Annotated in this window: 21 protein-coding genes and 1 pseudogene; 5 read left to right on the forward strand and 17 right to left on the reverse strand. The window is 74.8% G+C overall.

Going from position 1 to position 20687, the window contains the following annotated elements; all coding sequences use genetic code 11:
- Positions 1-10: 10 nt before the first annotated feature.
- From HCN08_RS22335 to HCN08_RS22365, 7 genes and pseudogenes are all read right to left on the reverse strand, one after another.
- The gene (locus HCN08_RS22335; protein ID WP_167984976.1) at positions 11-886 is read right to left on the reverse strand and encodes a hypothetical protein; all 876 of its coding nucleotides are present in this window, start codon (positions 884-886) and stop codon (positions 11-13) included.
- Complete coding sequence (locus HCN08_RS22340; RefSeq protein WP_322974613.1) at positions 883-1605, reverse strand: SigE family RNA polymerase sigma factor; 723 nt, start codon at positions 1603-1605, stop codon at positions 883-885. The genes HCN08_RS22335 and HCN08_RS22340 overlap by 4 nt, the downstream gene beginning before the upstream one ends.
- Positions 1606-1643: 38 nt before the next feature.
- The gene (locus HCN08_RS22345) at positions 1644-2330 is read right to left on the reverse strand and encodes a hypothetical protein (protein WP_167984977.1); all 687 of its coding nucleotides are present in this window, start codon (positions 2328-2330) and stop codon (positions 1644-1646) included.
- A gap of 237 nt (positions 2331-2567) precedes the next feature.
- Positions 2568-2681, reverse strand: a pseudogene (locus HCN08_RS35610) (PIN domain nuclease); the annotation flags it as partial.
- 99 nt (positions 2682-2780) lie between these two features.
- A complete protein-coding gene (locus HCN08_RS22355) occupies positions 2781-3794 on the reverse strand; it encodes a bile acid:sodium symporter family protein (RefSeq protein ID WP_240970340.1) in 1014 nt (337 codons plus the stop codon).
- A gap of 118 nt (positions 3795-3912) precedes the next feature.
- Positions 3913-4350, reverse strand: coding sequence for a hypothetical protein (locus HCN08_RS34810; RefSeq protein WP_206319091.1), 438 nt, complete (start codon positions 4348-4350; stop codon positions 3913-3915).
- Between the two features lie 16 nt (positions 4351-4366).
- Entirely contained in the window at positions 4367-5269 is a 903-nt protein-coding gene (locus HCN08_RS22365; RefSeq protein WP_167984979.1) for an isocitrate lyase/PEP mutase family protein, read from the reverse strand.
- A 402-nt stretch (positions 5270-5671) separates the two neighbouring features.
- Between HCN08_RS22365 and HCN08_RS22370 the strand changes: the two genes are divergently transcribed.
- Both HCN08_RS22370 and HCN08_RS22375 read left to right on the forward strand, forming a co-directional pair.
- On the forward strand, positions 5672-5956 hold the full coding sequence (locus tag HCN08_RS22370) for a hypothetical protein (RefSeq protein WP_167984980.1): 285 nt from the start codon (positions 5672-5674) through the stop codon (positions 5954-5956).
- Between the two features lie 29 nt (positions 5957-5985).
- Entirely contained in the window at positions 5986-7203 is a 1218-nt protein-coding gene (locus tag HCN08_RS22375; RefSeq protein WP_167984981.1) for a glutathionylspermidine synthase family protein, read from the forward strand.
- Between the two features lie 30 nt (positions 7204-7233).
- On the opposite strand, the gene HCN08_RS22380 is transcribed toward HCN08_RS22375, so the two are convergent.
- The 5 genes from HCN08_RS22380 to HCN08_RS22400 form a co-directional block, all read right to left on the reverse strand.
- Positions 7234-8148, reverse strand: a complete 915-nt coding sequence (locus HCN08_RS22380) for a serine hydrolase domain-containing protein (protein WP_240970321.1) — start codon at positions 8146-8148, stop codon at positions 7234-7236.
- Positions 8149-8597: 449 nt separating this feature from the next.
- Positions 8598-9542, reverse strand: coding sequence for a DUF6895 family protein (locus tag HCN08_RS22385; RefSeq protein WP_167984982.1), 945 nt, complete (start codon positions 9540-9542; stop codon positions 8598-8600).
- Positions 9539-10576, reverse strand: a complete 1038-nt coding sequence (locus tag HCN08_RS22390; protein ID WP_322974614.1) for a DUF6895 family protein — start codon at positions 10574-10576, stop codon at positions 9539-9541. The genes HCN08_RS22385 and HCN08_RS22390 overlap by 4 nt, the downstream gene beginning before the upstream one ends.
- A complete protein-coding gene (locus HCN08_RS35615; protein ID WP_240970322.1) occupies positions 10573-11427 on the reverse strand; it encodes a hypothetical protein in 855 nt (284 codons plus the stop codon). Before HCN08_RS35615 ends, HCN08_RS22390 begins: the two co-directional genes overlap by 4 nt.
- Before the next feature lie 17 nt (positions 11428-11444).
- Positions 11445-11630 carry a hypothetical protein gene (locus HCN08_RS22400; protein ID WP_167984983.1) on the reverse strand — a complete coding sequence of 62 codons (186 nt, stop codon included), beginning with the start codon at positions 11628-11630 and terminating at the stop codon, positions 11445-11447.
- A gap of 1094 nt (positions 11631-12724) precedes the next feature.
- On the opposite strand from HCN08_RS22400, the gene HCN08_RS22405 reads away from it, so the two are divergent.
- Positions 12725-13300, forward strand: coding sequence for a DUF4097 family beta strand repeat-containing protein (locus HCN08_RS22405; RefSeq protein WP_167984984.1), 576 nt, complete (start codon positions 12725-12727; stop codon positions 13298-13300).
- Between the two features lie 11 nt (positions 13301-13311).
- Here HCN08_RS22405 and HCN08_RS22410 read toward each other — a convergent pair whose 3' ends face one another.
- Both HCN08_RS22410 and HCN08_RS22415 read right to left on the reverse strand, forming a co-directional pair.
- Positions 13312-13791, reverse strand: a complete 480-nt coding sequence (locus tag HCN08_RS22410) for an iron chaperone (RefSeq protein ID WP_167984985.1) — start codon at positions 13789-13791, stop codon at positions 13312-13314.
- A 219-nt stretch (positions 13792-14010) separates the two neighbouring features.
- Positions 14011-15396: an MFS transporter gene (locus HCN08_RS22415; RefSeq protein WP_167985041.1), complete on the reverse strand. Its 1386-nt coding sequence runs from the start codon at positions 15394-15396 to the stop codon at positions 14011-14013.
- A gap of 496 nt (positions 15397-15892) precedes the next feature.
- Between HCN08_RS22415 and HCN08_RS22420 the strand changes: the two genes are divergently transcribed.
- Entirely contained in the window at positions 15893-16582 is a 690-nt protein-coding gene (locus HCN08_RS22420) for a TetR/AcrR family transcriptional regulator (protein WP_167984986.1), read from the forward strand.
- Between the two features lie 256 nt (positions 16583-16838).
- On the forward strand, positions 16839-17078 hold the full coding sequence (locus HCN08_RS22425) for a hypothetical protein (protein ID WP_167984987.1): 240 nt from the start codon (positions 16839-16841) through the stop codon (positions 17076-17078).
- Between the two features lie 114 nt (positions 17079-17192).
- Here HCN08_RS22425 and HCN08_RS22430 read toward each other — a convergent pair whose 3' ends face one another.
- The 3 genes from HCN08_RS22430 to HCN08_RS22440 form a co-directional block, all read right to left on the reverse strand.
- Entirely contained in the window at positions 17193-17741 is a 549-nt protein-coding gene (locus HCN08_RS22430; RefSeq protein ID WP_167984988.1) for a hypothetical protein, read from the reverse strand.
- A gap of 406 nt (positions 17742-18147) precedes the next feature.
- Positions 18148-19134: an oxygenase MpaB family protein gene (locus HCN08_RS22435; protein ID WP_167984989.1), complete on the reverse strand. Its 987-nt coding sequence runs from the start codon at positions 19132-19134 to the stop codon at positions 18148-18150.
- A 68-nt stretch (positions 19135-19202) separates the two neighbouring features.
- A complete protein-coding gene (locus tag HCN08_RS22440) occupies positions 19203-20573 on the reverse strand; it encodes an FAD-binding oxidoreductase (protein ID WP_167984990.1) in 1371 nt (456 codons plus the stop codon).
- Positions 20574-20687 lie beyond the last annotated feature (114 nt).

The raw sequence follows: 20687 nt of genomic DNA on the forward strand, positions 1-20687 counted from the left end.
GCGGGCGCGCTCAGCGCCACTGCGTCTCGTGGCTGACCGGCATCTGCCCGGCGTCGTACTGGTCGACGGAGGCGATGGTGCGGTGGTCCGGGATCGCCACCGCCCACGCCCGGTAGCCGGTGCCGGGCACGGTGACGGTAGGGGCGGTCAGGCGGGTGCCGTCGGTGAGGGTGACGGCCCCGGAGGCCACGTCCGGCGTGCAGTTGGCGACGAAGAGCCGCAGCCCCTCGGTGCCCTTGCCGGACAGCCCCCACAGCCCCTCCTCGCCGGACATGGCGGGGTCGTACGCGCCGCGCACCGTCTGGCAGTCCGACCACGGGCCGCCCGAACTGTCCACGCGCTCGGTGCCGATGAGCATCCGCTGGCACAACAGGTGCATTCCCGGGCGGTATTCGAGGGTGACCGACCATGCGGTGCCGTCCACCGTGCCGTGCGCGATCCGGGCGGTGACCAGGGAGTCCTGCGACGGCCGGGGCGTTGCGGTCACCGGCGGCCGGGAACGTACCGGCTCGGGGGCCGTACGGGCGTCCAGGCGCGGCAGCCACGCGGCCAGGCCCACCGCCAGGACGCACGCGGCCGACGCGGCGACGGCGGCGGTACGGCGCCGGGCCCGCCGGACCCGGCCGGCGGCGAGGATGCGGTCGACGGGGGCGGGGGAGGTGTCGCGGGCGGCGAGGGTACGGGCGAGGGCGGTGTGCAGGCGGGCGGCGATGTCGTCCTGGGGGGTGGCGGTGCGGGCCGGCGGGGGGGTCCGGGGGGCGTTCCGGGGCGCGTTTTCGTGGCCGTCCCGGGGAGCGTTTCCGTGGCCGTCCCGGGGGGCGTTTCCGTGGCCGTCCCGGGGGCCGCTCGGGGGGCCGCTGCGGGGGCCGCTGGGGGGGCTGGTCATCCGGTGCCTCCCGTCCCGTAGCCGCGGCTTTCCGCACCGACGGTACGCAGGTGCGGCGCCGCGTGGGGCGCGGGGACGTGGTCGGCGAGGGCCGGGCTCCTGCGCAGCTTGGCCAGCGCGCGGGACGCCTGGCTCTTGACGGTGCCGACGGAGCAGCGCAGCGTCGCCGCGACCTCCTCGGCCGACAGGTCCTCCCAGTAGCGCAGCACCACCACCGCCCGCTGCCGCTCGGGCAGTTCGGCGAGCGCCCGCACCAGCGCGTCCCGCTCCCCCGCGCCCGCCCCACCGGGTCCGCCCGCGCCGTGCTCGACGGCGGAGTGGTCCGGCAGGGCGGGCAGCAGCAGGTGGACGACCCGGCGGCGGCGGTGCCGGCTGCGGTTGGTGTTGACCAGCGCCCGCCGCACGTACTGCTCGGCGGTGTCCGGCCGCACCCGGCGCCAGTGCGGGTAGACCTTCACCAGCGTGGCCTGCACCAGGTCCTCCGCTTCGTGGAAATCGCCGGTGAGCAGGTAGGCGGTGTGCGTCAGGGCGCGCCAGCGGCCGGCGACGAAGCGGCTGAAGTCGGCGTCCGCGTCGTCGGCGGCGCCGCCGCTGCCCGAACCCCCCTTGCGGGGGCGGCCGTTGCCGGAGGGAGGGGACGGGTGAGCGGCGCCGAGCACGCCGGCGTCGGGACCGGCGCCGGATTCGGCACCGGACGCCGGTCCTTCGGGTCGCCGCACGGAACGCGTGTCCCCTCCCTCGCGGGGCCGGTCGCCCGTCAGCGCCAGTCGGTCTCGTGGCTGACGCGGTGGTGGTGCGCGTCGTACGCGTCGACGGTGGCGATCGTCCTGCCGTCAGGGATCGCGACGGCCCAGGTGCCGTAGTCCGTCGTCGGCACGCTCACCCGGCGGGCGGTCAGCCGCGTGCCGTCGGAGAGGGTGACGACGCCGTACGCGACATCACCTGCCGGGTTGGCGACGAACAGCCGGGCGCCGGTGGTGCCCTTGTCGTGCAGGCCCCACAGCCCTTCCTCCCCGCTGGCGCCGGGGTCGTGCGCGCCGTTCACCGGCTGGCAGTCCGACCAGGGGCCGCCCTGGTGGTCGATGCGCACACCATTGACGACCATCCGCTGGCACAGCAGCGAGGTGGCGTCCGAGGCGCCGCCGGGCAGCCCGGGCGGCGGCGCCGGGACCTCGTAGCCGGCCGGGAAGGTGGCGTAGAACTCCTGGGTGACGGACCACTTCTGGCCGTCCACCGTGCCCTTGGCGATGAGCTGCCGTACGACCTTCGGCGCGGTGTCCTTGGCCGACTGCGCGCCGGGCTCGGCGCCGGGCTTGACGGCGGGCTTCGCGGCGGCCGGCTTCGCCTTCTGCGCGGGCGCGTTGTGCGCCGCCGTACCCCCCTCGGCGAACGCCGACGCCCCGAACGACACGCCCCCCACGACGGCCGCGACGGCTCCCGCCACGACCGCCCTCCTCACATACGTCCCACGCATGTACGACCCCTCCTCCGTTCACCGCGCGACCTCGCCGCGCGCTCCAGTACCGACCGGACGTCCGCCCGTAGGTACTCCCGTACGACGATGGGGGGTTGCACGGCCCCGGCGCTTTTTTCCACACCGGGCCGAGGCGGAGGCACACACCGGCGCGTCCCGGTCGGCCTCAGTCGCGGTGACCGCCTCGCACCGGCGGGCACTCTGCCGCTATTTCCCCGCCTCGGGGCCGTACCGCTGGAGGGGCTGACCGGTGACGGCGGCGACGCACTCGAAGCCCCGGTCGCGGTGCAGGAGGGTCAGCCCCTGGAGTTCCGCGGTCGCCGGCCGCCTCGGCGCGGATCCCGTCGAGGAGATCCTCGGGGGTCGTCACCGTCACCCTCTTATTCGCCATGCAGAGCACCATGCTGCTGGTGCTCTGCGTCACACCAGGCCGGGAGCTGCGTCGCTCCCCGGTGGGGCACCGGGGCTATGTTGCCGGGGACGGTTGCGGTGGGACCAGTGGGTGGCGAGGACGGCGCAGACGGCGAGTTGCAGTTGGTGGAAGAGCATCAGGGGGAGGATCGCCAGGCCCGCGCGGGGGCCGAAGAGGGCGGCGGCCATGGGGAGGCCGGTGGCCAGGCTCTTCTTCGAGCCGCAGAAGACGACGGCGATGCGGTCCTCCGCGGGGAAGCCGAGGCGGCGGGCGGCGGTCGAGGTGGCGGTGAGGGCCAGCGCGAGCATCACCGCTTCGAGCAGCAGCAGCGCGCCCAGGCGCGGGGCGGTGACCTGGCGCCAGATGCCCTCGGCCATGCCCTTGCTGAACGCGGTGTAGACGACCAGCAGGATGGACAGCCGGTCCAGCCGGCCCAGCACGCGTTTGTGCCGGCCGATGAAGCCGTGCGTCCAGCGGCGCAGGAGCTGTCCGGCCAGGAAGGGCGCGACGAGTTGCAGGCCGAGCGCGGCCAGGCCCGCCGCCGAGAAGCGGACGGCCTGGCCGATGAGCCCGCCGGCGAGCAGCGGGGTGAGCAGCATGCCGAGCAGGCTGGAGTACGTGCCCGCGCAGATCGCCGCGGCGACGTTGCCGCGGGCGGTGGAGGTGAAGGCGATCGACGACTGGACGGTGGACGGCACGACGCAGAGGAAGAGCAGGCCGGTGCTGAGCTGCGGGGTCAGCAGGGACGACGCGGCGGCGCCCACCGCGAGGCCGAGCAGCGGGAAGAGCACGAAGGTGGCCGCGAGGATCAGCAGGTGCAGCCGCCAGCCGCGCAGGCCGGCCAGCGCCTCGCGGGCCGAGAGCCGGCTGCCGTAGAGGAAGAAGAGCAGGCCGATCGCGACGTCCGCGATGCGGCCCGCCGCCACCGCCGCCCCGCCCTCGGCCGGTACCGCCGCGGCGAGCGCGACGGTGCCGGCGAGGGCGAGGACGTAGGGGTCGGCGATGCGCGCGAGGCCGCGCAGGGCACGGCGGTACGGGCGGGGTGCGGTGCGCGCGATGCCGGTGCCGGTGCCGGGCGGTGCTTCGTGCCCGGGCGTACGGGGTGGGGCGCCGGGGCGGCGCAGGCGTAGGGCGGGCATGTCAGGGGGCTCCTTCGCGCGGGACGGCGGCGGTGTCGACGTCGCGGCCGTTGCTGCCGTGGCCGCTGCCGTCGTCGCCGTTGCTGCCGTCGTGGCCGTTGTTGCCGTCGTCGCCGTCGCCGTCGTGGTCGCTGCCCGCCGTGCCCTGGCTGTCCAGCAGCGTGTTGAGGGTCCGGTCGACTTCGAGCCAGGAGTCGGCGTTGGAGTTGTCGATGATCAGGAGCCCGTGGTTCGACCCGTGCGAGGGCGCCGGCAGCTCCGGCTCCTCGTCCAGGTCGGCGGGCTCCTGCGAGCCGGCCGGCGCACCGTCGCAGCACGGCGCCGCGAGCGCCACCCGTACGCTTCCGCCGCCCACGAGCACCCCCGCCGCGAGCGCCGCGACGACGCCCGCCCTGCGTACGGCCGCACGCCGGTGGCCGCTCCCGTAACGGAAGCCCATCCGTGGCCCCGGCCGCTCAGACGCCGACCGGGCGGCGGGCCGGCGCGGGGGCGGTGTGCGGGACGGACGGCGGGGGCAGCGGGTGGTGGCGGCTGATATTGCGCTCCAGCAGCTGCGTGGAGGCGGCCACGCCCACCGCGCCGGCGCCGCGCACCTCCGGCAGCCGGCCGTCCGCCGCCTTCAGGCCCACCAGCGCGTCCTCGATCGCGGTGTGCGCCGCGAACAGGCACGGCGTGCTGTAGATGGCGACGTCCACGCCGAGCGCGGTCAGCTCCGTGAGCGACAGCCGCGGCGACTTGCCGCCGCCGATCTGGTTGAAGAGCAGCGGCTTGTCGCCGATGACCTCGCGGATGCGGTGGACCCACTCGACGCTGCGCACCCCGTCGACGAGCACGACATCCGCCTCGGTGCGCGCCAACGCCTCGGCCCTGCGCAGGATTTCGTCGTCCTCCGTGGCATCCGTACGGGCGACCACGAGCAGGTCCCGGCGGCTGGCGAGCACCAGCTCCAGCTTCTCCAGGTACTCCTCCAGCGGCAGCGTGAGCTTGCCGTCGGCGTGCCCGCAGCGCCGCGGTCGCTTCTGGTCCTCCAGAATCACGCCGGACGCCCCGGACCGCTCCAGCCGCTGCACGACGTGGCAGGCCACCTCCGGGTCGACGTATCCGTCGTCGATGTCGACCAGCAGGTGGTGCGCGGGGAATGCCGTCCGCAGCCGCTCCGCAAAGGCGACCATGTCCGGCCAGGCGATGAAGCCGATGTCGGGCAGGCCGTAGTAGGACGCGGCGAAGCCGAATCCGGAGACGAAGAATCCGTTGTAGTGCCGGGCGGCGATCGAGGCGGAATACATGTCGTAGACCCCGATGAGCGGGGTGGTGCCGGCGGACGCGATCTCGTTCCGCAGGGCGGTTCCGTACTGCACGCGTTCTCCCTGGTGGTACCGGGTCGTACCCGGTCGGTCGGTACCTGCTGATGGCATGCGCAAGGCATGGACGTACGGCATATGCTTATGCCGAAATCTTTGCCCAGCTTTGCCGATTTTTGGCCGGTGTGCCAACTCCCCGGCGCATTACCAGCCCTATCGGGCTATTAGCCGGCACGGGAAGTGGACCGCTTCCGATCATCACAATTGGGATGGTCGGAAACGCGGGCGGAAACCGCCGGCGCACGCAGGAATTCGCCGGCCTTTCCGGGCGTACGGGAACGGCGGCGCGCGCGCCGCGCACGCCGCGCGTACGCGGGTCACGTCCCCGGGGGTGGCAGGCGGCGCGGCGGGTGCAAGGATGCTGGGGAGTGAACGGCAGAACAACCGGGGGGTTTCACCATGCCTGCGTCACGTCAGCGGAGTCTTCGGTCGGCGTCGGTGGTGCTGGGAGGGGTGGGGCTGCTCGCGGCGAGCCTGGTCGCGTGCTCCTCCGACCCGGACAAGCGGTGCGTCGACCCGACGACGTACAAGCAACTGCCCGACAAGGACTGCCACGACAGCGGGCCCGGCCGCTACTACTACGGCGGCTCGGTCCACAACGGCAAGGCGTACGGCGGGAGTTTCGAGAAGTCGGGGGTCAGCCGGGGCGGCATAGGCGGCCACGAGGAGGGCGTTCACGGCTGACGTGGGCGCCAGGGGGAGGGGATGCCGCGATGCGGCGGCACGTCATCGCACCGCGCGCGGACTGGCAGCGGATCGTCGAGGAGCAGGGCGTCGTCTACCCGCTCACCCGGCATCCGGACGGCAGCCTGCGCCCGTACTGGGACGAGAGCGCGTACTACTCCTTCGCCCTCGACGAGATCGAGGCGCTGGAGGACGTCGTCGCCGAGCTGCACCGGCTGTGCCTGGAGGCCGCCGAGCACATCGTCGCGCACGACCGCTTCGCCGAACTCGGCATCACCGACCGCCGGTTGGCCGGCCTCGTCGCCGAGTCCTGGCGGCGGCGCGCCGAACTCCCCTCCCTCTACGGCCGGTTCGACCTGCGGTACGGCGGGGGCGCCGGGCCGGGCGGCGACCCGGGCGCGGTCAAGCTGCTGGAGTACAACGCGGACACCCCGACCTCGCTGGTCGAGGCGGCGAGCGCGCAGTGGTTCTGGATGGAGGACCGCTTCCCCGACGCCGACCAGTGGAACTCCCTGCACGAACGCCTCGTCGACGCCTGGCGCGACCAGGCCCGCCTGCTGCCGCCCGGCCCGGTGCACTTCGCGCACACCGAGACCGACGAGGCCGGCGAGGACCTGATGACCGTCGCCTACCTGCGCGAGACCGCGGAGCAGGCGGGCCTGCCCACGGTCGCGCTGCCGGTCGAGGACATCGGCTGGGACAGCCTGGCCGGCCGCTTCGTCGACACCCGGCTCGGCTTCATCCGCACGTGCTTCAAGCTCTACCCGTGGGAGTGGCTGGCCACCGACCCGTTCGGCCCGCAGGTCCTCGACACCCTAGACAACGGCGGCGGCACCGGCACGACGTGCTGGATCGAGCCCGCGTGGAAGATGCTGCTGTCCAACAAGGCGCTGCTGGCCGTCCTCTGGGAGCTCAACCCCGGCCACCCCAACCTCCTGCCCGCCTACCTCGACTCCCCCCGCGACCTCGCCACCACCACCGGCTACGTCGCCAAACCCCTCCTCGGCCGCGAGGGCGCCGGCATCACCGTCCACCCCCCGTCCCCGACCCCACCACCGCCCCCTCCCCCACCCCCGCACGACCGCCACTGCTACCAGCAACTCGCCCCCCTCCCCACCTTCGCCACCCACCACACCGTCCTCGGCGCCTGGGTCATCGCCGGCGAACCGGCCGGCCTCGGCATCCGCGAATCCTCCACCCTCGTCACGGACGGCTACGCACGCTTCGTTCCGCACATCGTGGAGTGAGCCGGACGGCGGGCCGCAACGGCCGTGAGGTCAGCGGGCGATGAGGGTGTGGAGGAGGGTGTAGGCCGTGCGGACGACCGCGGTGGTGCGGTCGTGGCGGGTGGCGAAGGCGGCGACGGCGGTGCGGGTCGGGGGGTGGAGGCCGAGGAAGGACTGCTGGCCGAAGGTGGCGCCCGCGTGGAAGAGGAGGGGGCCGGCGGGGGTGGGGTGCTGGTACCAGGTGAGGGTGTGGATCTCGGCGCGGTGGCCGGGGGTGCGGCGGCGGAGTTGGGGGATCCGGACGTCGGCGAGGGCGGGGGCGAGGGGGCTGCTCGGGGGTGGGGTGAGCAGGGCCTCGGCGTACGTCAGCAGGTCGGCCGGGGTGGTGAACAGGCCGCCGGCCGGGGCGAAGGCGGACATCTCGGCCGGGGGCAGCGGGGTGCGGCCGTCGCCGCGGTGGGCCGGGGCGAGGGGGTGCGGGCCCGGGCCGAGGGTGGTGGAGGTCAGGGCGAGGGGGCGCAGGACGCGGGCGGTGAGGAGGTCGGCGTAGGGGGCGCCGGCGGCGTGTTCCAGGGCGGGGCCGAGCAGGGCCAGGCCGAGGTTGGAGTAGTGCCAGCGGGTGCCGGGCGCATGGCGCAAGCGGGCGCCGGCGAGGGCGGCGAGCAGGCGCTCGCGGGTGTAGCCGGCATAGGCGTTGCGGTACGGGCGCAGCACCGCGCCGGCGAGCAGATCCCGCGGGACCCGCGGCAACCCCGAGGTGTGCGTGGCCAGATGGCGCAGGGTGATCCGCCGGGCGTTGCCGGGCGGCAGCCGCACGCCGGGCAGATGCGCGGCGAGCGGATCGTCGAGCCCGAGGGCCCCGGCCCGGGCGAGGTCCGCGAGAAGCAGGACGGTGAACGTCTTCGTGAGCGAGCCGAGCCCGTAGGCCAACTCCTCGCGTTTGGGGGTGTGGTGCGGCCGTTCCAAGTCGGGGTGGGCGGCGGTCGCCGGCCGGCCCCCGGGAGGTGAGCCGGGCGCGGGCCCGGCCCCGCGGGGACCGGCGCCGACCGGGAGCCCGCCACCGGGGACGTATCCCCCGGGGCCGTACTCGGAGCAAGCGCCGGGTGCCGGTCCGTCCCCGAGCGGGCCCGCGCCGCCCGCAGCCGCGGGCCCGTACTCGGAGCAACCGCCGGGCGCCTGCCCACCCATGTTCGAACCCGCGCCGCCCGCAGCCGCGGGCCCGGGAGCGTACGAGCCCACCGCAGGCCCGGGCTCGGAGCAAGCGCCGGGCCCCTGCCCCACCCCGAGCGGGACCGTACCGCCCGAGGCGTAGGTCCTCGTGCCGGCGCGGCTTACCGCCAGCACCACGTCCGGGGCACGGACGCGGGAGACGGCGGTGGTGAGGAGGCGGGGCAGGGCGGCGTCAGGGGTGGGGGTCATGTGGGGAGGTCTGCGGTGAGGGCGCGGGAGGTGGCCATCGCGGAGGCGAAGGTGGCGACCAGGGTGGGGTGGTGGACCTGGTCGAAGACGTCGGACGGGGAGCCCGTGGGCATCGCGCCCTGGACGGGCATCGCGCCGGTGGGGGATTGCGCGGCGGCGTAGCGGGTCCAGAGGTCGGCGTCGAGGGTGGGGCGCGGCAGGCATGCGTCGACGACCAGCAACTCGCCGACCAGGTCCCAGTGGTGGAGCTCGGACCAGTCGGCGAGCCACGCCGGGAGGTAGGCGGTGAGGTAGTCCGCGAGGGCCGGCGGGATGCGGTCGGGGGCCGCGCCCCAGTCGGTGAGGTGGAAGACGGTGTGCGTGATGTCGTACGCCATGTGCAGCTGCACCGTCCAGGGTTCGGGCATCCGCCCGAGCCAGGTCGCCGCGAGCGCCTGCTCGGGGTCGCCGCTGGGGACAAGGCCGATCTTGCGTTCGGCGTTGAGGACGCCGAGCCGCCGGTTGGGCATCATCTCCAGGGCCTGCCAACTCCGGGTCATCCGCGCGAGGTCGATCGCCTCCTCCAGGCCCGGGTGCCGGTGGCCCAGCTCGTGGAGGCTCGCGTAGATCTCCAACGGCACCGGCGACATGGGCTCTTGGCGCTGGAGTTCGGCGAGCAGGTTGCCGCCGTCGAGGAGGTCGCGCCAGGCGTGGTCCAGCAGCCGTACGGACGCGTCGTGTTGCCGGGAGCCGGCCACGCCCTCGCGCGCCAGCACCCGCATGTTGATCGCCAACTCACCCACGGGCTTGAGGCGTTCGACGATGCCGCGGCCGGTCGCGCGGTCCTCCTCGGTGAGCCGGAAGTGCTCGCGGTGGGCGTCCAGCCAGGCCAGCGCGCGGTCGCCGACGGCGTGCAGAAGGGCGGGGGGCGCGGGGGTTGTTGGGGAGGGTGCGGCGGTCACGGGCTCTTCTCGCTTCCGGTGAGGGTCGTCATGGCGGCCGGGCCGCCCCCGCGGGCGGCACCCGCAATGCTCGTCGGCGCCGGGCCGCCGGCCCCCGAGCGCCCCACCGCCGCCCTGGCCAGCGTCGCGGCGAACGCGGCCACCAGCGTGGAGTGGTAGCACGCGGTGAACCGCTCCCCCGGCGTCGCATCGGGCCCGGGCGGTTCGCCGGACTCCGGCACCGCGTCCCCCGCGCCGCGCGCCGCCGCGAACTCCGCCCACCCCGCGGCGTCGTAGGGCGCGCCCGGCAGGCACGCGGCGACCGCGAGGAACTCCCCCACCAGGTCCCACAGCCGCTCCTCCGCCCAACTCACCGTCCACGCCGGCAGCCACAGCCGCAGGTAGTCCGCGAGCCGGTCGGGCAGCCGGCCCGGGGCGCGGCCCCAGTCGGTGAGGTGGAAGACGTCGTGCGTGATGCCGTACGCGGCCTTGCGGTCCAGCGCCCACGGCTCGGAGCGCATGCCGAGGCCGGTGTGCGCGAGGACGTCCGCGGCGTCGGCGTGCGGCGGCAGGCCGATGCGCAGTTCGGCGTTGAGGACGCCGAGGGTGCGGGTGTGGTCCTCGCGGGCGACCCGCCAGCGGCGCAGGGCGGTCGTCGCCTCGATCAACTCCTCGGCTCCCGGGTGCCGTAGCCCGACCCGGGCGAACACCCCGTACAGCTCGACCGGATACGTGGCGACGGGCTCGCCGCGCACCAGCTCCGCGAAGAGCTCGCCGTCGCGGGTCTCCTTCCACGCGAACGCGAACAGCTCGGCGGCGGCGTCCCGTAGCGGTGCGAGCGGGTGCAGGGTGTGGATGACCTGCGCCAACTCGGCCAGTTCGCCCAGGGGTTTGAGGGTGAGGTTGGGGTCGGCGTCGGTCGTGACGTCGGCCGGGAGGCGGAAGTGGGGCCGCATCGCGTCGAGCCACCGCAGGGCGCCGGCGGCGACGTCGTCGAGCAGCGCGGTGTCGGCGGGCGGGGCCGCGCGGGACCCCGCGGAGCGCCCGCGGCTCACCGGGACCCGCCGCCGGGGAAGCGCCGGGCGGCCAGCGCGTGCAGCGCGACCCGCGGGTCGCCGCCGCTCATCCGCCGCACGTACACCATGCCCGCTTCCAGGCCGAGGCTGTCGGGTACGTCGGGCGCGCGCACCAGCCAGCGCCCGACGCCCGCGGCCTGCAACCAGTCGCGCCGCCGCACCGCCCGGACGAAACCCCTGGCCAGATCCTCCGTCCGGGCGGCGAGCCCGGCGGCCAGCGCGGGGGCGAGGCCGGGGAGCGCGAGGGCGGCGAGCTGGGAGGCCCGGTGCGAGAGTTTTGGCCAGGGGGCGTCGCGCAGCCAGGCGTCGGCTGCGGAGCCTGCGGGGCTGGCGGGGTTCGCGGGGTTCGGGGAGCCCGCGGGGCCGGCGTTTTCCGGTGAGAGTGAGTACGAAAAGCGGTCCGCGTACGGCTGTCCGTCCGCGGGGTTCGCGCCGCCGCCGGCGGGTTCCGTACCGGAGTACCCGGACGTCCCCTCATCGGGGAGGAAGGCCCGGGTCGCCTCGGCGAGCCCCTGGTAGCTCCAGCGCGACACGTCGGAGGCGTCCGCGCCCGGCGGGTACGCGGCGAGCGCCCGGCGGACGAGCTGCCCGTCCGGGCCGCCGGCGCTCTGCCCGTCCGGGCCGCCACCCGCGGCGCGGCCCAGTGCGTAGGGCGCGAGGACGTCCGCGCCCAGTACCCGGATCGCGGCGAGCGCGACCCGGTCGTCCTGTGCGAGAAGGGCCGACAGCGCGTAGGAGCCGCCCCCGCCGTCAAGGGCGAGGGCGACTCCGTTGGCGACATCGGCCACCGCAGCGCTCAGGGGTGAGTTCTCCTGCGCCTGCTCGACCAATGCTCTCCCCTAAGCCGTCAGCGGGCGTCCGTCTTCGTCGGACGGGGCGTCGGGGGCGAGATGAGCAGGAGCCCTGCGAGGAGCAGGCCGCCGCCGCACTCGCGGGTGTCTCGGTAGATGCCTTCAGGTTCTGCGGAATCCAGCAGTCCTTCGACCTCGACGGCGAGGGCCGTCTCGACGGGGGCTGTCAGCTCCGTAGCCATGGAACCATCTCCTTCGTTTCGGGTGGATCTTCAGAATGGCATCTCGGGCATATGCCCGCAAACCGGACGGGGTGATCGGTCGGGGCGGTGCGCTGAGCTGCGGGAACGCGGGCGGTAGTCTCTGCTCGGAGGGGGGTCGGGGCGTGGGGGTCGGGCTCTGTGCGGGGTGGCGTGCGGGTGCCGTTCGGGGGGTGGTGGTGGGGTCGGGGCCGCTTCGGGGGGTACCTCCTCGGACTGCGCACATCGACCTCGCTGCGTCTCCGGTGACCTCTTGTCGTGCGCAGTCCTGCGGGGGCACCCCCCGAACCAGCCCCTCCCGCTCGCGCCGAACCTCTGACCGCCGGTGGGGGGTGGGGGTGGGGGTGGGTGGGCCCGGTCCCTGCCGCTCGCCCCGTGCCTCTGGCCCCCGGTGGGGGTCCGGGTGGGTGGGGGTCCGGTCCCTGCCGCCCTTGTCGGGCCTCTGGCCGCCGGTGGGGGCTCGGGTGGGTGGGGCCAAGGTTCCTGCCGCTCTCGTCGGGCCTCTGACCGCCCGTCGGAGCTGAGGTGGGTGGGGGTCCGGTCCCTGCCGCCCTTGTCGGACCTCTGGCCGCTGGTGGGGGTGGGGGTGGGTGGGGGCCCGATCTCCTCCCCTCGCGTCGGGCCTCTGGCCGCCGGTCGGAGCTGAGGTGGGTGGGGGTCCGGTCCCTGCCGCCCTTGTCGGGCGGCTGGCCGGCGGGGGGCGGGGGCGTGTGGGTTGGTGGGTCGCGGGCAGGATGCCCGTCATGGAGGCAGCAGATGAAAGCCATGCCCCCCGGCCCGGCGACCGGTCCGGCGGCCGGTCCGCGGGCCCCGCGTCGGGCGAGGCGCCGGACGGCGCGCCCGCCCCGCCGGGGCATGCTCCCAGCGCGGGTCCGGTGGCGGATGGCGTGGAAGGTCGCGCGGTGGGTGGGGGGTTGCGGGTGGGGCTGGTGGGGGTGGCCGTTTTGGTGCTCGCGGTTGGGGTTGGGCTTGGGGTGGGCGGGGATGGTGGGGGGTGGGCGTACGGGCATGGGGTCGGCGGCGGTTCGCGGCTTCGCGGGGGAAGCACCTTTCGTGGTGGGGATGCCGGGAGCGTCGTGCTCGACGGGGTGTCGGGGCGGGTGCGGGTCACCGCGGAGCCGGGCGCCCGCGAGGTCAGCGGGAGCTTTCAGCGGGCTGACGGCCGGCCCGCGCTCGTGCGGGCCGGCGGTGGTCAGGGCAGGGGCGGCACCCTCACGGTGAGCTGCGCCGACGAAGGCGGCGCCCCGCAGCCATGCGACGGCGACCTCGTGCTGGTCGTCCCCGAGCACACCGGCCTGCGGCTGCGGCAGACCTCGGGGGAGGCGGACGTGGACGGGCTCGGCGGGGACGAGGTGAGCCTCACCGGCTCGTCACTGCGGCTCACGACGCACGCGCTGCACCCGGCGCACGCGGACGTCACCCTCACGTCGGGCAGCGCCGACCTCGGGTTCTCCGCCGCGCCGGGCGACCTCGACCTGCACGCGACCTCCGCGTCCGTGGCCGTACGGCTGCCGCAGGTCGACGGCGGCTACGCGGTCAGCACGAACGCCACGTCCGCCGACGTCCAGGTGCAGGTCCCGCGCGACGACGCCGCCTCGCACCATGTCGCCGTGACCGTCACCTCGGGCTCCCTGGCGCTGCAGAACGCCTGACGGAGCGGCGGTCAGCTCACCGCCTGCCGCACCAGCGCCGTGATGCGCTCCTCGTCGGCCGCCGTCAGATCCGCCGTCAGGGCGTACGCGGTGGGCCACATCGTGCCCTCGTCGATACGGGCCTGGTCGCTGAAGCCGAGCGTGGCGTACCGGGTCTTGAACTTGTGCGCGCTCTGGAAGTGGCACACGACCTTGCCGTCGCGCGCATACGCGGGCATGCCGTACCAGAGCTTCGGCGTCAGCCCGGGTGCGGCGGCGCGGACGAGCGCGTGCACGCGGGCGGCGAGGACGCGGTCGGCCTCCGGGAGCTCGGCGATCTTCGCGAGCACCTCCGCCTCGGTGTCGGCGCCCTTGCCCGCCTTGGAGCCGCGCCGCGCGGCCCCCTCCGCCTTGAGCTCCTTCGCGCGGTCCTTCATCGCGGCGCGCTCGTCCTCGGTGAAGCCGTCGTACGACGCGCCGCCGCCCGACGTGTTCTTGCTGCTGGCCTGCATCGCGGTGGTCCTCTCCGGCCCGGCGGCCGTCCGCCGCCCGGGGTGGGACCCATGCTAGGGAGCGCCCGCGGCGGCGGCTTCTCGAAAACCGACCGGCTGCGTCGCGGGCGCTCCCCCGGCGTGGACCCCCGCCGGCGGCCACCGCGTGCCTCCGCGCCGGGGGCCACGGGCCGGCGGGAGGCGGGAACGCGGTGCGCCGGCGGGGGAGTCGGCAGGGCGTCAGTCCAGCGCGGGGGTCAGGTCGCGGTCCCCGGCGGGGGTCGCGGCCTGGGCCGGCGGGAGGCGGCGCGGCAGTACGGTCGCGGCGATGACGATCGCCCCGAGCAGCAGGGCCGCGCCGAGGGTCAGGCCCAGGGCGTAACCGGAGTTGGCGGACGCGAGCGTGAGGTGGTCGCCGGTGCGGTGGGCCGCGGCGGTGCCGAGGGCGGCGAGGCCGAGCGAACCGCCCACCTGGCGCGAGCTGTTGAGCAGGCCCGAGGCGGTGCCGGCCTCGTGCGGGGCGACGCCGGCGGTCGCGGTGGAGACCACCGGGCCGAGGCACAGGCCGAAGCCGGTGCCGGCGACCAGCGACGGGCCCAGGACGTCGGCGGCGAAGGAGCCGCCCGCGCTGATCTGCCCGAACCAGGCCAGGCCCACCGCGGTGAGCAGCCCGCCGGCGATGAGCAGCCCGCGCGGCGGATAGCGGTAGCCGAGCTTGACGGCGAGGACGGAGCCGGCGATCAGCGCGAAGGTGAAGGGCAGGAACATCGCACCGGTCATCGCCGGGCCCTCCCCGATGACGCGCTGGAGGTAGAGCGAGACGAAGTAGAAGGCCGGCGTCATGGCCGCGCCCACCAGCAGGTTGAAGCCGTTGGCGCCGGAGACCGAGCGGTTGGCGAACAGGCCCAGGCGGATGAGGGGTTCGCGGCGGGTGCCGCGCTCGACGGCGACGAAGGCGACGAGCAGCGCGACGGCGACCGCGAGGGTGAGAAGCGTCTGCACGGAGGTCCAGCCGTGCTGGTCGGTGCGGACGACGCCGTAGACCAGCAGGGTCATGCCGCCGGTGGCCAGGACCGCGCCGAGCGCGTCGGGCCGGCCGCCGCGCCGGCTGCCGGCGGTGTCGCCGGCGACCCCGCGCCAGGCCAGCGCGAGCGCGAGGGCGGCCATGGGTACGTTGACGAACATCACCCAGCGCCAGCTCGCGTACTGCGTGAGCAGCCCGCCGATGACGACACCGAGCGCGCCGCCGGCCGCGTTCGTCGCGCTCCACACGCCGAAGGCCCGCACGCGCTCGCGCCCGCCGGGGAAGGTGGCGGTGAGCAGCGCGAGGGCGGCGGGGGCGAGGGTGGCGGCTCCCACGCCCTGGACGGCCCGGGCGGCGATCAGCTCGCCGGGCTCCTGTGCGAGGCCGCCCGCGAGCGAGGCCAGCGCGAAGAGGACGAGCCCGAGGGTGAGCACCCGCTTGCGGCCGAAGGCGTCGGCCGCCTTGCCGCCGAGCAGCAGCAGCCCGCCGAAGGTGAGGGCGTACGCGTGGATGACCCAGGTCAGCCCGGCGGCGTCGAAGCCGAGGCCGGAGGCGATCCGCGGGAGCCCGACGTTCACGACGGAGACGTCCAGCGACACCATGAACTGCACGACGGCGACCACGGCGAGCGTGACCCCGGCCCGCCCGCCGGCGCCACCGGCCCCGACGCCGTCACCGCCGCCGCCCGCGCCCGCGCCCGCGCCGAATTCGGCCGCGCCCCCGGCCGCGGAGCCGTCGTTCCGCGGGCTGCCGCCCGCAGGGCTTCGTGTGCTCATCGTGCTCTCCGTTCTCGGCGTGACCGTGCCGCACTCGCCTTTAGGAACATGTTCCGAAAGTAGCACCGCCCAGCCGTATGCGCATCCGCGCAGGCCAGAAGCACGCCCGGCCGCAGGGGCGCCTACGACTGCGCCGCAGGGCGGCCCGCCCCGGCCGGTGGTCCGGATCGGACCGGACAGCCCCTTCCGGACGGTGGCGACCCGCGGGCCGCATACGGCCGGCCACACCTACAGCTGGCCACGCCGCTCCCCGCGCCCCTGCTGGTCGCCCCGCGGCGCGGGCCGCGGCTCGTGGGCGGGGGGCGCGGGGCATGATGGGGGGATGCCACCCACCGCCCCCGCAGGGAAACGCACCGGTCGGCCGCCGCGCACCTCGCGGGCGGAGATCCTCAGCTCGGCCCGCCGGCTCATCGACCGGGACGGATGGGAGAAGCTCACCATCCGGCGGCTGGCCGCCGAGACCGGCGTGGGGGCGACGACGCTCTACCACCACATCCGCGACAAGGAGGACCTGCTCGTCCAGCTGCTCAACCACCACGTCGAGCAGCTGGAGCGCCCGCCGATGCCCGCCGACCCGCGCGAGCGCATCGTGCTCGCCGCGACCGCGATGCACGACGCGCTCGCCGGCTGGCCCTGGGCCGCGGAGGTCCTCACCACGGACGGCTTCGTCGGCCTGCTGGACGAGTCCGCGCTGTGGATGGTCGACGCGATCCTCTCCGGCGCCGCCGACCTCGGCTGCACCCAGGAGCAGGGCGTCGACCTCTTCCGCAGCGTCTGGTACTACACCGTGGGCGAGATCCTGGTGCGCGCCCGCACCCGGCGCCGCGAGGCGGAGGGCGATCTGCCGCAGTTCCGCTGGGAGTTCGACGCCGCGCAGGTCCCGCACCTGGCGGCAGTGGGGCGGCGCTGGCACGAACTGGCCGTACGCGACACGTATCCGCACGGCCTGCGCGTCTTCGTCGACGGCCTGCTCGCCGGCGCCGGGCCCACCGCCCCGCTCGGCGGCGGCTGAACTCCCACCCGGAGCGGGCGCACTTCGGACGGGCCTACCCGCATGCGCGCACGGGCCCGTCCAACTCCCCCGCGCAGAGGTGAAGTTGAGCGGTCGCCGACCGCCCCAGACGCCTCACGCTCACCAATTGGTCTGGACCTATTGAGTACCCGGCCGCCACCCGGCACCCTTGATCCCGCGCGCGCGTTCCCCCTGCACCACACCCTGCCCACTCGGCGGGCGCTTCCGCCTGCCGCGGAAAGGAGTTGTGATCCACATGCGCACCAGGTTCCTGACCCGGGCGGCCACCGCCGCCGCCGGCGCGGTCCTCGCCCTCGGTATCGCCACCGCGACCGCCCAGGCGTCCCCGCCGCCCGGCAGCGGCTTCATGTTCATGGGCTACTACCCGACGTACGACAGCTGCGTCGCCGCCGCCCAGGCCAACGCGCCCATCCACGGCCCGGTCTACATCTGCGAGTACGGCACCAACAACCTCTACCTGCTCTGGATGCACTGACCCGGTAGCCGGCAACCGGTAGCCACAGCTAGCCGGTAGCCGGTAGCCGGGAAACGCGTCGGGCCGCCTGCCCCGGGGAGTTGGGGGGCAGACGGCCCGGCGTGCGGGGGGAGGTCAGTTGCCGACGCGCGGCAGGCCGGCCAGCGGACCCGGCAGTGCGGTGTTGGTCTGCTGGGCCCGCATGAGCGCGAGCACCGTGCCGACGCCGGCCAGGACCAGGCTCAGCCAGAAGCTGAAGCCGTGGCTGAGGACGTCGCCGAAGTCGTCGTGCGCGAAGATCGCGATGACGTAGAGGACGAAGCTGACCCCGAAGGCCAGCAGGGTCAGCACCCGCGGGGCCGCCGGCAGCGAGACCGTCGGCGCGAAGATGCTCAGGGCGAGGATCCCGGCGGCCACGACGCTGAAGGCCATCGCGAACCACGCGAGGAACAGCCCGCCGTCCCAGTGCCAGGCGCCGTAGCTCTTGCTGAAGGGCAGGCCGATGCTGCTGTAATCCAGCGTGTAGTAGCTGAAGAACGAGAAGATGAACACGATGAGCCCGATACCGAGAATCGCCCAGTCGAGGCGATTGACGGATGCGGGGTCGAACGAGCCCCCGGGCCGGCCGCCCGCTTTCGGCGGCGTGGCCGGCGGTCCGGGGGGCGGCGGCACCTCGTACGTCATGGCGTGATGTCTCCCTGTGCTTATGGACAATTGCAGGTGGGCGGCTGAGACTATCGCCTGACGTGTCTCACGTCAGCATTTTGCGGCGAGCTGTGTGCGGCGGTTCCGAATGAGTCGTGGCGCTACCCCAGAAACGCATGGGACGTCAGTCGGCTGGACGGATGCGCGGGAATGGCCGCCGTAATCGCTTACGCGTACGGTTGAGTAAAGCAACCGCGATGTGGGGGCAATTCGGGCGTAAATCGGTGCCCTTCGGGGCACGCGGGCCCGCAGCGCGCCTGCCGCGCCGCGGCGACCCCCTCGAACGCCGCGGCACGGACAGGACGGCGCCCCGGCCGCCCGGGCAAGGGCGGCCGTGCGGCCCGTACGGGGAAGGTGACGCGTACGCGGCGGTCCGCAGTTCCGCTCAGGACACCGCCGCCGGCTCGCGGGTGCGAGGGGCGCCGTAGCGCTTCCTGGCCTCGGCCGGGGTCAAGGTGGCCGGGTGCAGCGGCGGTCGGGCGGCGTGGTGGGCGCGCAGGATGTGGCCGCAGGTCGGGGCGATCGCCGAGGTCAGGGCGGTGGCGGGGGCGGGGTGGGCGGCCAGCCGCATCGTGAGGCGCAGCAGGGGGCGGCAGGCGCGGACGGCGGCGTGGGTGAGGCGGGGGCGGGGGAAGCCGGTGGTGCGCCAGAAGAAGTCCGGCATCGTGGTGAGGGTGAGCGCCGCGGTCACCCGGGAGACGGCCCACAGGCGGGCGCCGACCGCGCGCAGCGGCGGCCACAGCAGGTACCGCATGCCGTCGTTGGCGCGCTCGGACGTGCACAGGGCCGGGCGCAGCCGGGCGAAGTAGCCGGCGGCCTCCTCCCGGGAGCGGGGGACGCCGGCGGGCCCGCAGGTCTGGAGCTCCGCGGCGGTCGCGCACTCGGCCCAGTAGCGCCGCTCCTCGGCCTCGTCGAGCCGCCCGGGACCGAAGTCCTCGTACGCGCGCAGCATCGAGTGCCAGGCGACGACGTGGACCCACAGCTGCGTGCCCGGGTGGTTGGCGCTGTAGCGGCGGCCGGTGACCGGGTCGGTTCCGGTGACCCGGGTGTGGATGCGGGTCACCGCCTGCGCCGTGCGGACGGCGGTGCGGGAGTCGCCGAGGGCGATCGTGAGCAGGTAGCCGAAGGTCTGGTCGAAGCGGCCGTGCGGGTTGCGGTACATCCCGCCGCTGTCGGCGGCTGCCGCGGCGAGCAGCGGGTCCAGGTGCTCCAGGACGATCGCGCGCTGGAAGCCGATGAGGGCGGTGGGCGCCGCCCACACCTTCCAGCTCACCGATCCGGGCCCGAACAGGCCCTGGTCCAGGGCGCGCAGGGCGCCGCGCCGCACGGCGGCACCGTCGTCGTCATCGTCGGGGGCGGTGGTCAAGGGCATGGTGAAGTGCCTCCGGGCACGGGCGGTTTCGAGGGTCGGCACAGGGTCGGCGGGAGCAAGCGCCGGGCTCAGAAGGCCCGTTCGGGGTCCAGCTCGGCGTACTGCTCGGCGAACTGGTTGCGGAACAGCCCGTCCGGGTCGAGCTTGTGCTTGTAGCGGAAGAAGTCCTCGATCCGCGGGTACGCCCGCAGCAGCTGCCCGGCGGTCGCGTACCGGTGGTAGCTCAGGTAGTACGTCCCGCCGAGCGCCAGCGCCTCGTCCAGCAGCCGCCGCATCACCTGCACCGTGCGGGCGATCGCCGCGTCCTTCAGCGGCTGCCGGAAGTAGACGACGGCCGCGACCCGGTCGCCGGTCGCGTACGACAGGAAGGCGTCGGTGTTGCGCGGCACGAACCGCAGTGTGGTGTTGAGGAGTTGGAAGTCCGCCGCGCGCAGCACCGCCCGGCCGGCGTCGAGGAAGGCGGTGAGGTTCTCGACGGGCAGGAAGAACTCCTGGAGCCAGTAGCCGGACCGCCGGCGCGGGATGCTGAGCGCCTGGATGGACTCCTTGGCGACGTTGTTGCGCCGCACCGTCTCCATCCGGGCCCGGTGCTGCACCTCCCAGCCGAAGCGCCGTTCGCGCATCCACGCGCTGTAGGTGCAGCCGAGGAAGAGCCCGCGCTGCTTGAGCAGGTCGGCGCGGCCGAGCGGTTCGCTGCGCACGGGTTCGCGGGAGTTGCCGCCGGGGGTGAGCCGGTAGTCGACGCACAGCAGCTTGTCCCACAGCTCGGAGGGGGTGACGGCGAGCCGCGCGTAGTGGAAGTGGATCCCGGGGTCGGCGGTGACCTCCCGCAGCACGCGCGGGTATTCGCCGGTCGGCATCACCGCGACCCGCGACTTGCGGTATTCGTGGTTCTCGGTGAGCTCGATCGTGACGTCCAGCAGGACGCCGACCAGGCCGAGTCCGCCGAGGACGAGGCGGAAGACGTCGGGGTCGCGTGTGCGGTCGGCGTCGACGATCCCGCCGTCGGCGAGCATGACCCGCAGCGAGACGACGGTGGCGGCGAGCACGCCGGTGTCGATGTTGCGGCCGTGCGCGTTGATGCCGACCGAGCCGCCGACGGTGAAGACGCCGTAGCTCTGCGTCACGCGCGGCGACAGGCCGAGCGGGTCGAGGGCCTCGCGCAGCCGGTCCCAGGTGACGCCGGCCTGGACGCGGGCGGTGCGGGCGGCGACGTCGATGTCGAGGATGCGGTCCAGGCCGCCGGTGCCGATCTGCACGGCGCCCTCGGCCAGGCCCAGGCCGCCCTGGTTGTAGCCGCCGCCGCGGACGCACACCGGGGTGCCCGAGCGCCGCGCCCGGGCCAGCGCGTCGGCGACCTCGCCGGCGTCGCGCGGGCGTACCAGCGCGGCGGCCTCGGCGGCGTACGTCCGGCTGCCGTCGGTGATCAGCGTGCTCATGTGTGCGGGGCTCCCGGGGAGGTCGGACGCGCGCGGGCGGCGGGAACACCCCGCCACCGGCGGTCGGAGGGTAAGTCCCGGTCAGTCAACCGCACATGATCGCGTCACCCGGAA

The sequence above is a fragment of the Actinacidiphila epipremni genome, assembly GCF_012034175.1.
In the GTDB taxonomy this organism is placed as follows: Bacteria; Actinomycetota; Actinomycetes; order Streptomycetales; family Streptomycetaceae; genus Actinacidiphila; species Actinacidiphila epipremni.

What these genes read in the sequence shown, in the direction of transcription:
- HCN08_RS22335 (WP_167984976.1), bottom strand. Translation starts at nt 886, where the DNA reads ATGACCAGCCCCCCCAGCGGCCCCCGCAGCGGCCCCCCGAGCGGCCCC.
- HCN08_RS22440 (WP_167984990.1), bottom strand. Translation starts at nt 20,573, where the DNA reads ATGAGCACGCTGATCACCGACGGCAGCCGGACGTACGCCGCCGAGGCC.
- HCN08_RS22420 (WP_167984986.1), top strand. Translation starts at nt 15,893, where the DNA reads ATGCCACCCACCGCCCCCGCAGGGAAACGCACCGGTCGGCCGCCGCGC.
- HCN08_RS34810 (WP_206319091.1), bottom strand. Translation starts at nt 4,350, where the DNA reads ATGGGCTTCCGTTACGGGAGCGGCCACCGGCGTGCGGCCGTACGCAGG.
- HCN08_RS22415 (WP_167985041.1), bottom strand. Translation starts at nt 15,396, where the DNA reads ATGGTGTCGCTGGACGTCTCCGTCGTGAACGTCGGGCTCCCGCGGATC.
- HCN08_RS22430 (WP_167984988.1), bottom strand. Translation starts at nt 17,741, where the DNA reads ATGACGTACGAGGTGCCGCCGCCCCCCGGACCGCCGGCCACGCCGCCG.
- HCN08_RS22425 (WP_167984987.1), top strand. Translation starts at nt 16,839, where the DNA reads ATGCGCACCAGGTTCCTGACCCGGGCGGCCACCGCCGCCGCCGGCGCG.
- HCN08_RS22375 (WP_167984981.1), top strand. Translation starts at nt 5,986, where the DNA reads ATGCGGCGGCACGTCATCGCACCGCGCGCGGACTGGCAGCGGATCGTC.
- HCN08_RS22410 (WP_167984985.1), bottom strand. Translation starts at nt 13,791, where the DNA reads ATGCAGGCCAGCAGCAAGAACACGTCGGGCGGCGGCGCGTCGTACGAC.
- HCN08_RS22370 (WP_167984980.1), top strand. Translation starts at nt 5,672, where the DNA reads ATGCCTGCGTCACGTCAGCGGAGTCTTCGGTCGGCGTCGGTGGTGCTG.
- HCN08_RS22435 (WP_167984989.1), bottom strand. Translation starts at nt 19,134, where the DNA reads ATGCCCTTGACCACCGCCCCCGACGATGACGACGACGGTGCCGCCGTG.
- HCN08_RS22400 (WP_167984983.1), bottom strand. Translation starts at nt 11,630, where the DNA reads ATGGCTACGGAGCTGACAGCCCCCGTCGAGACGGCCCTCGCCGTCGAG.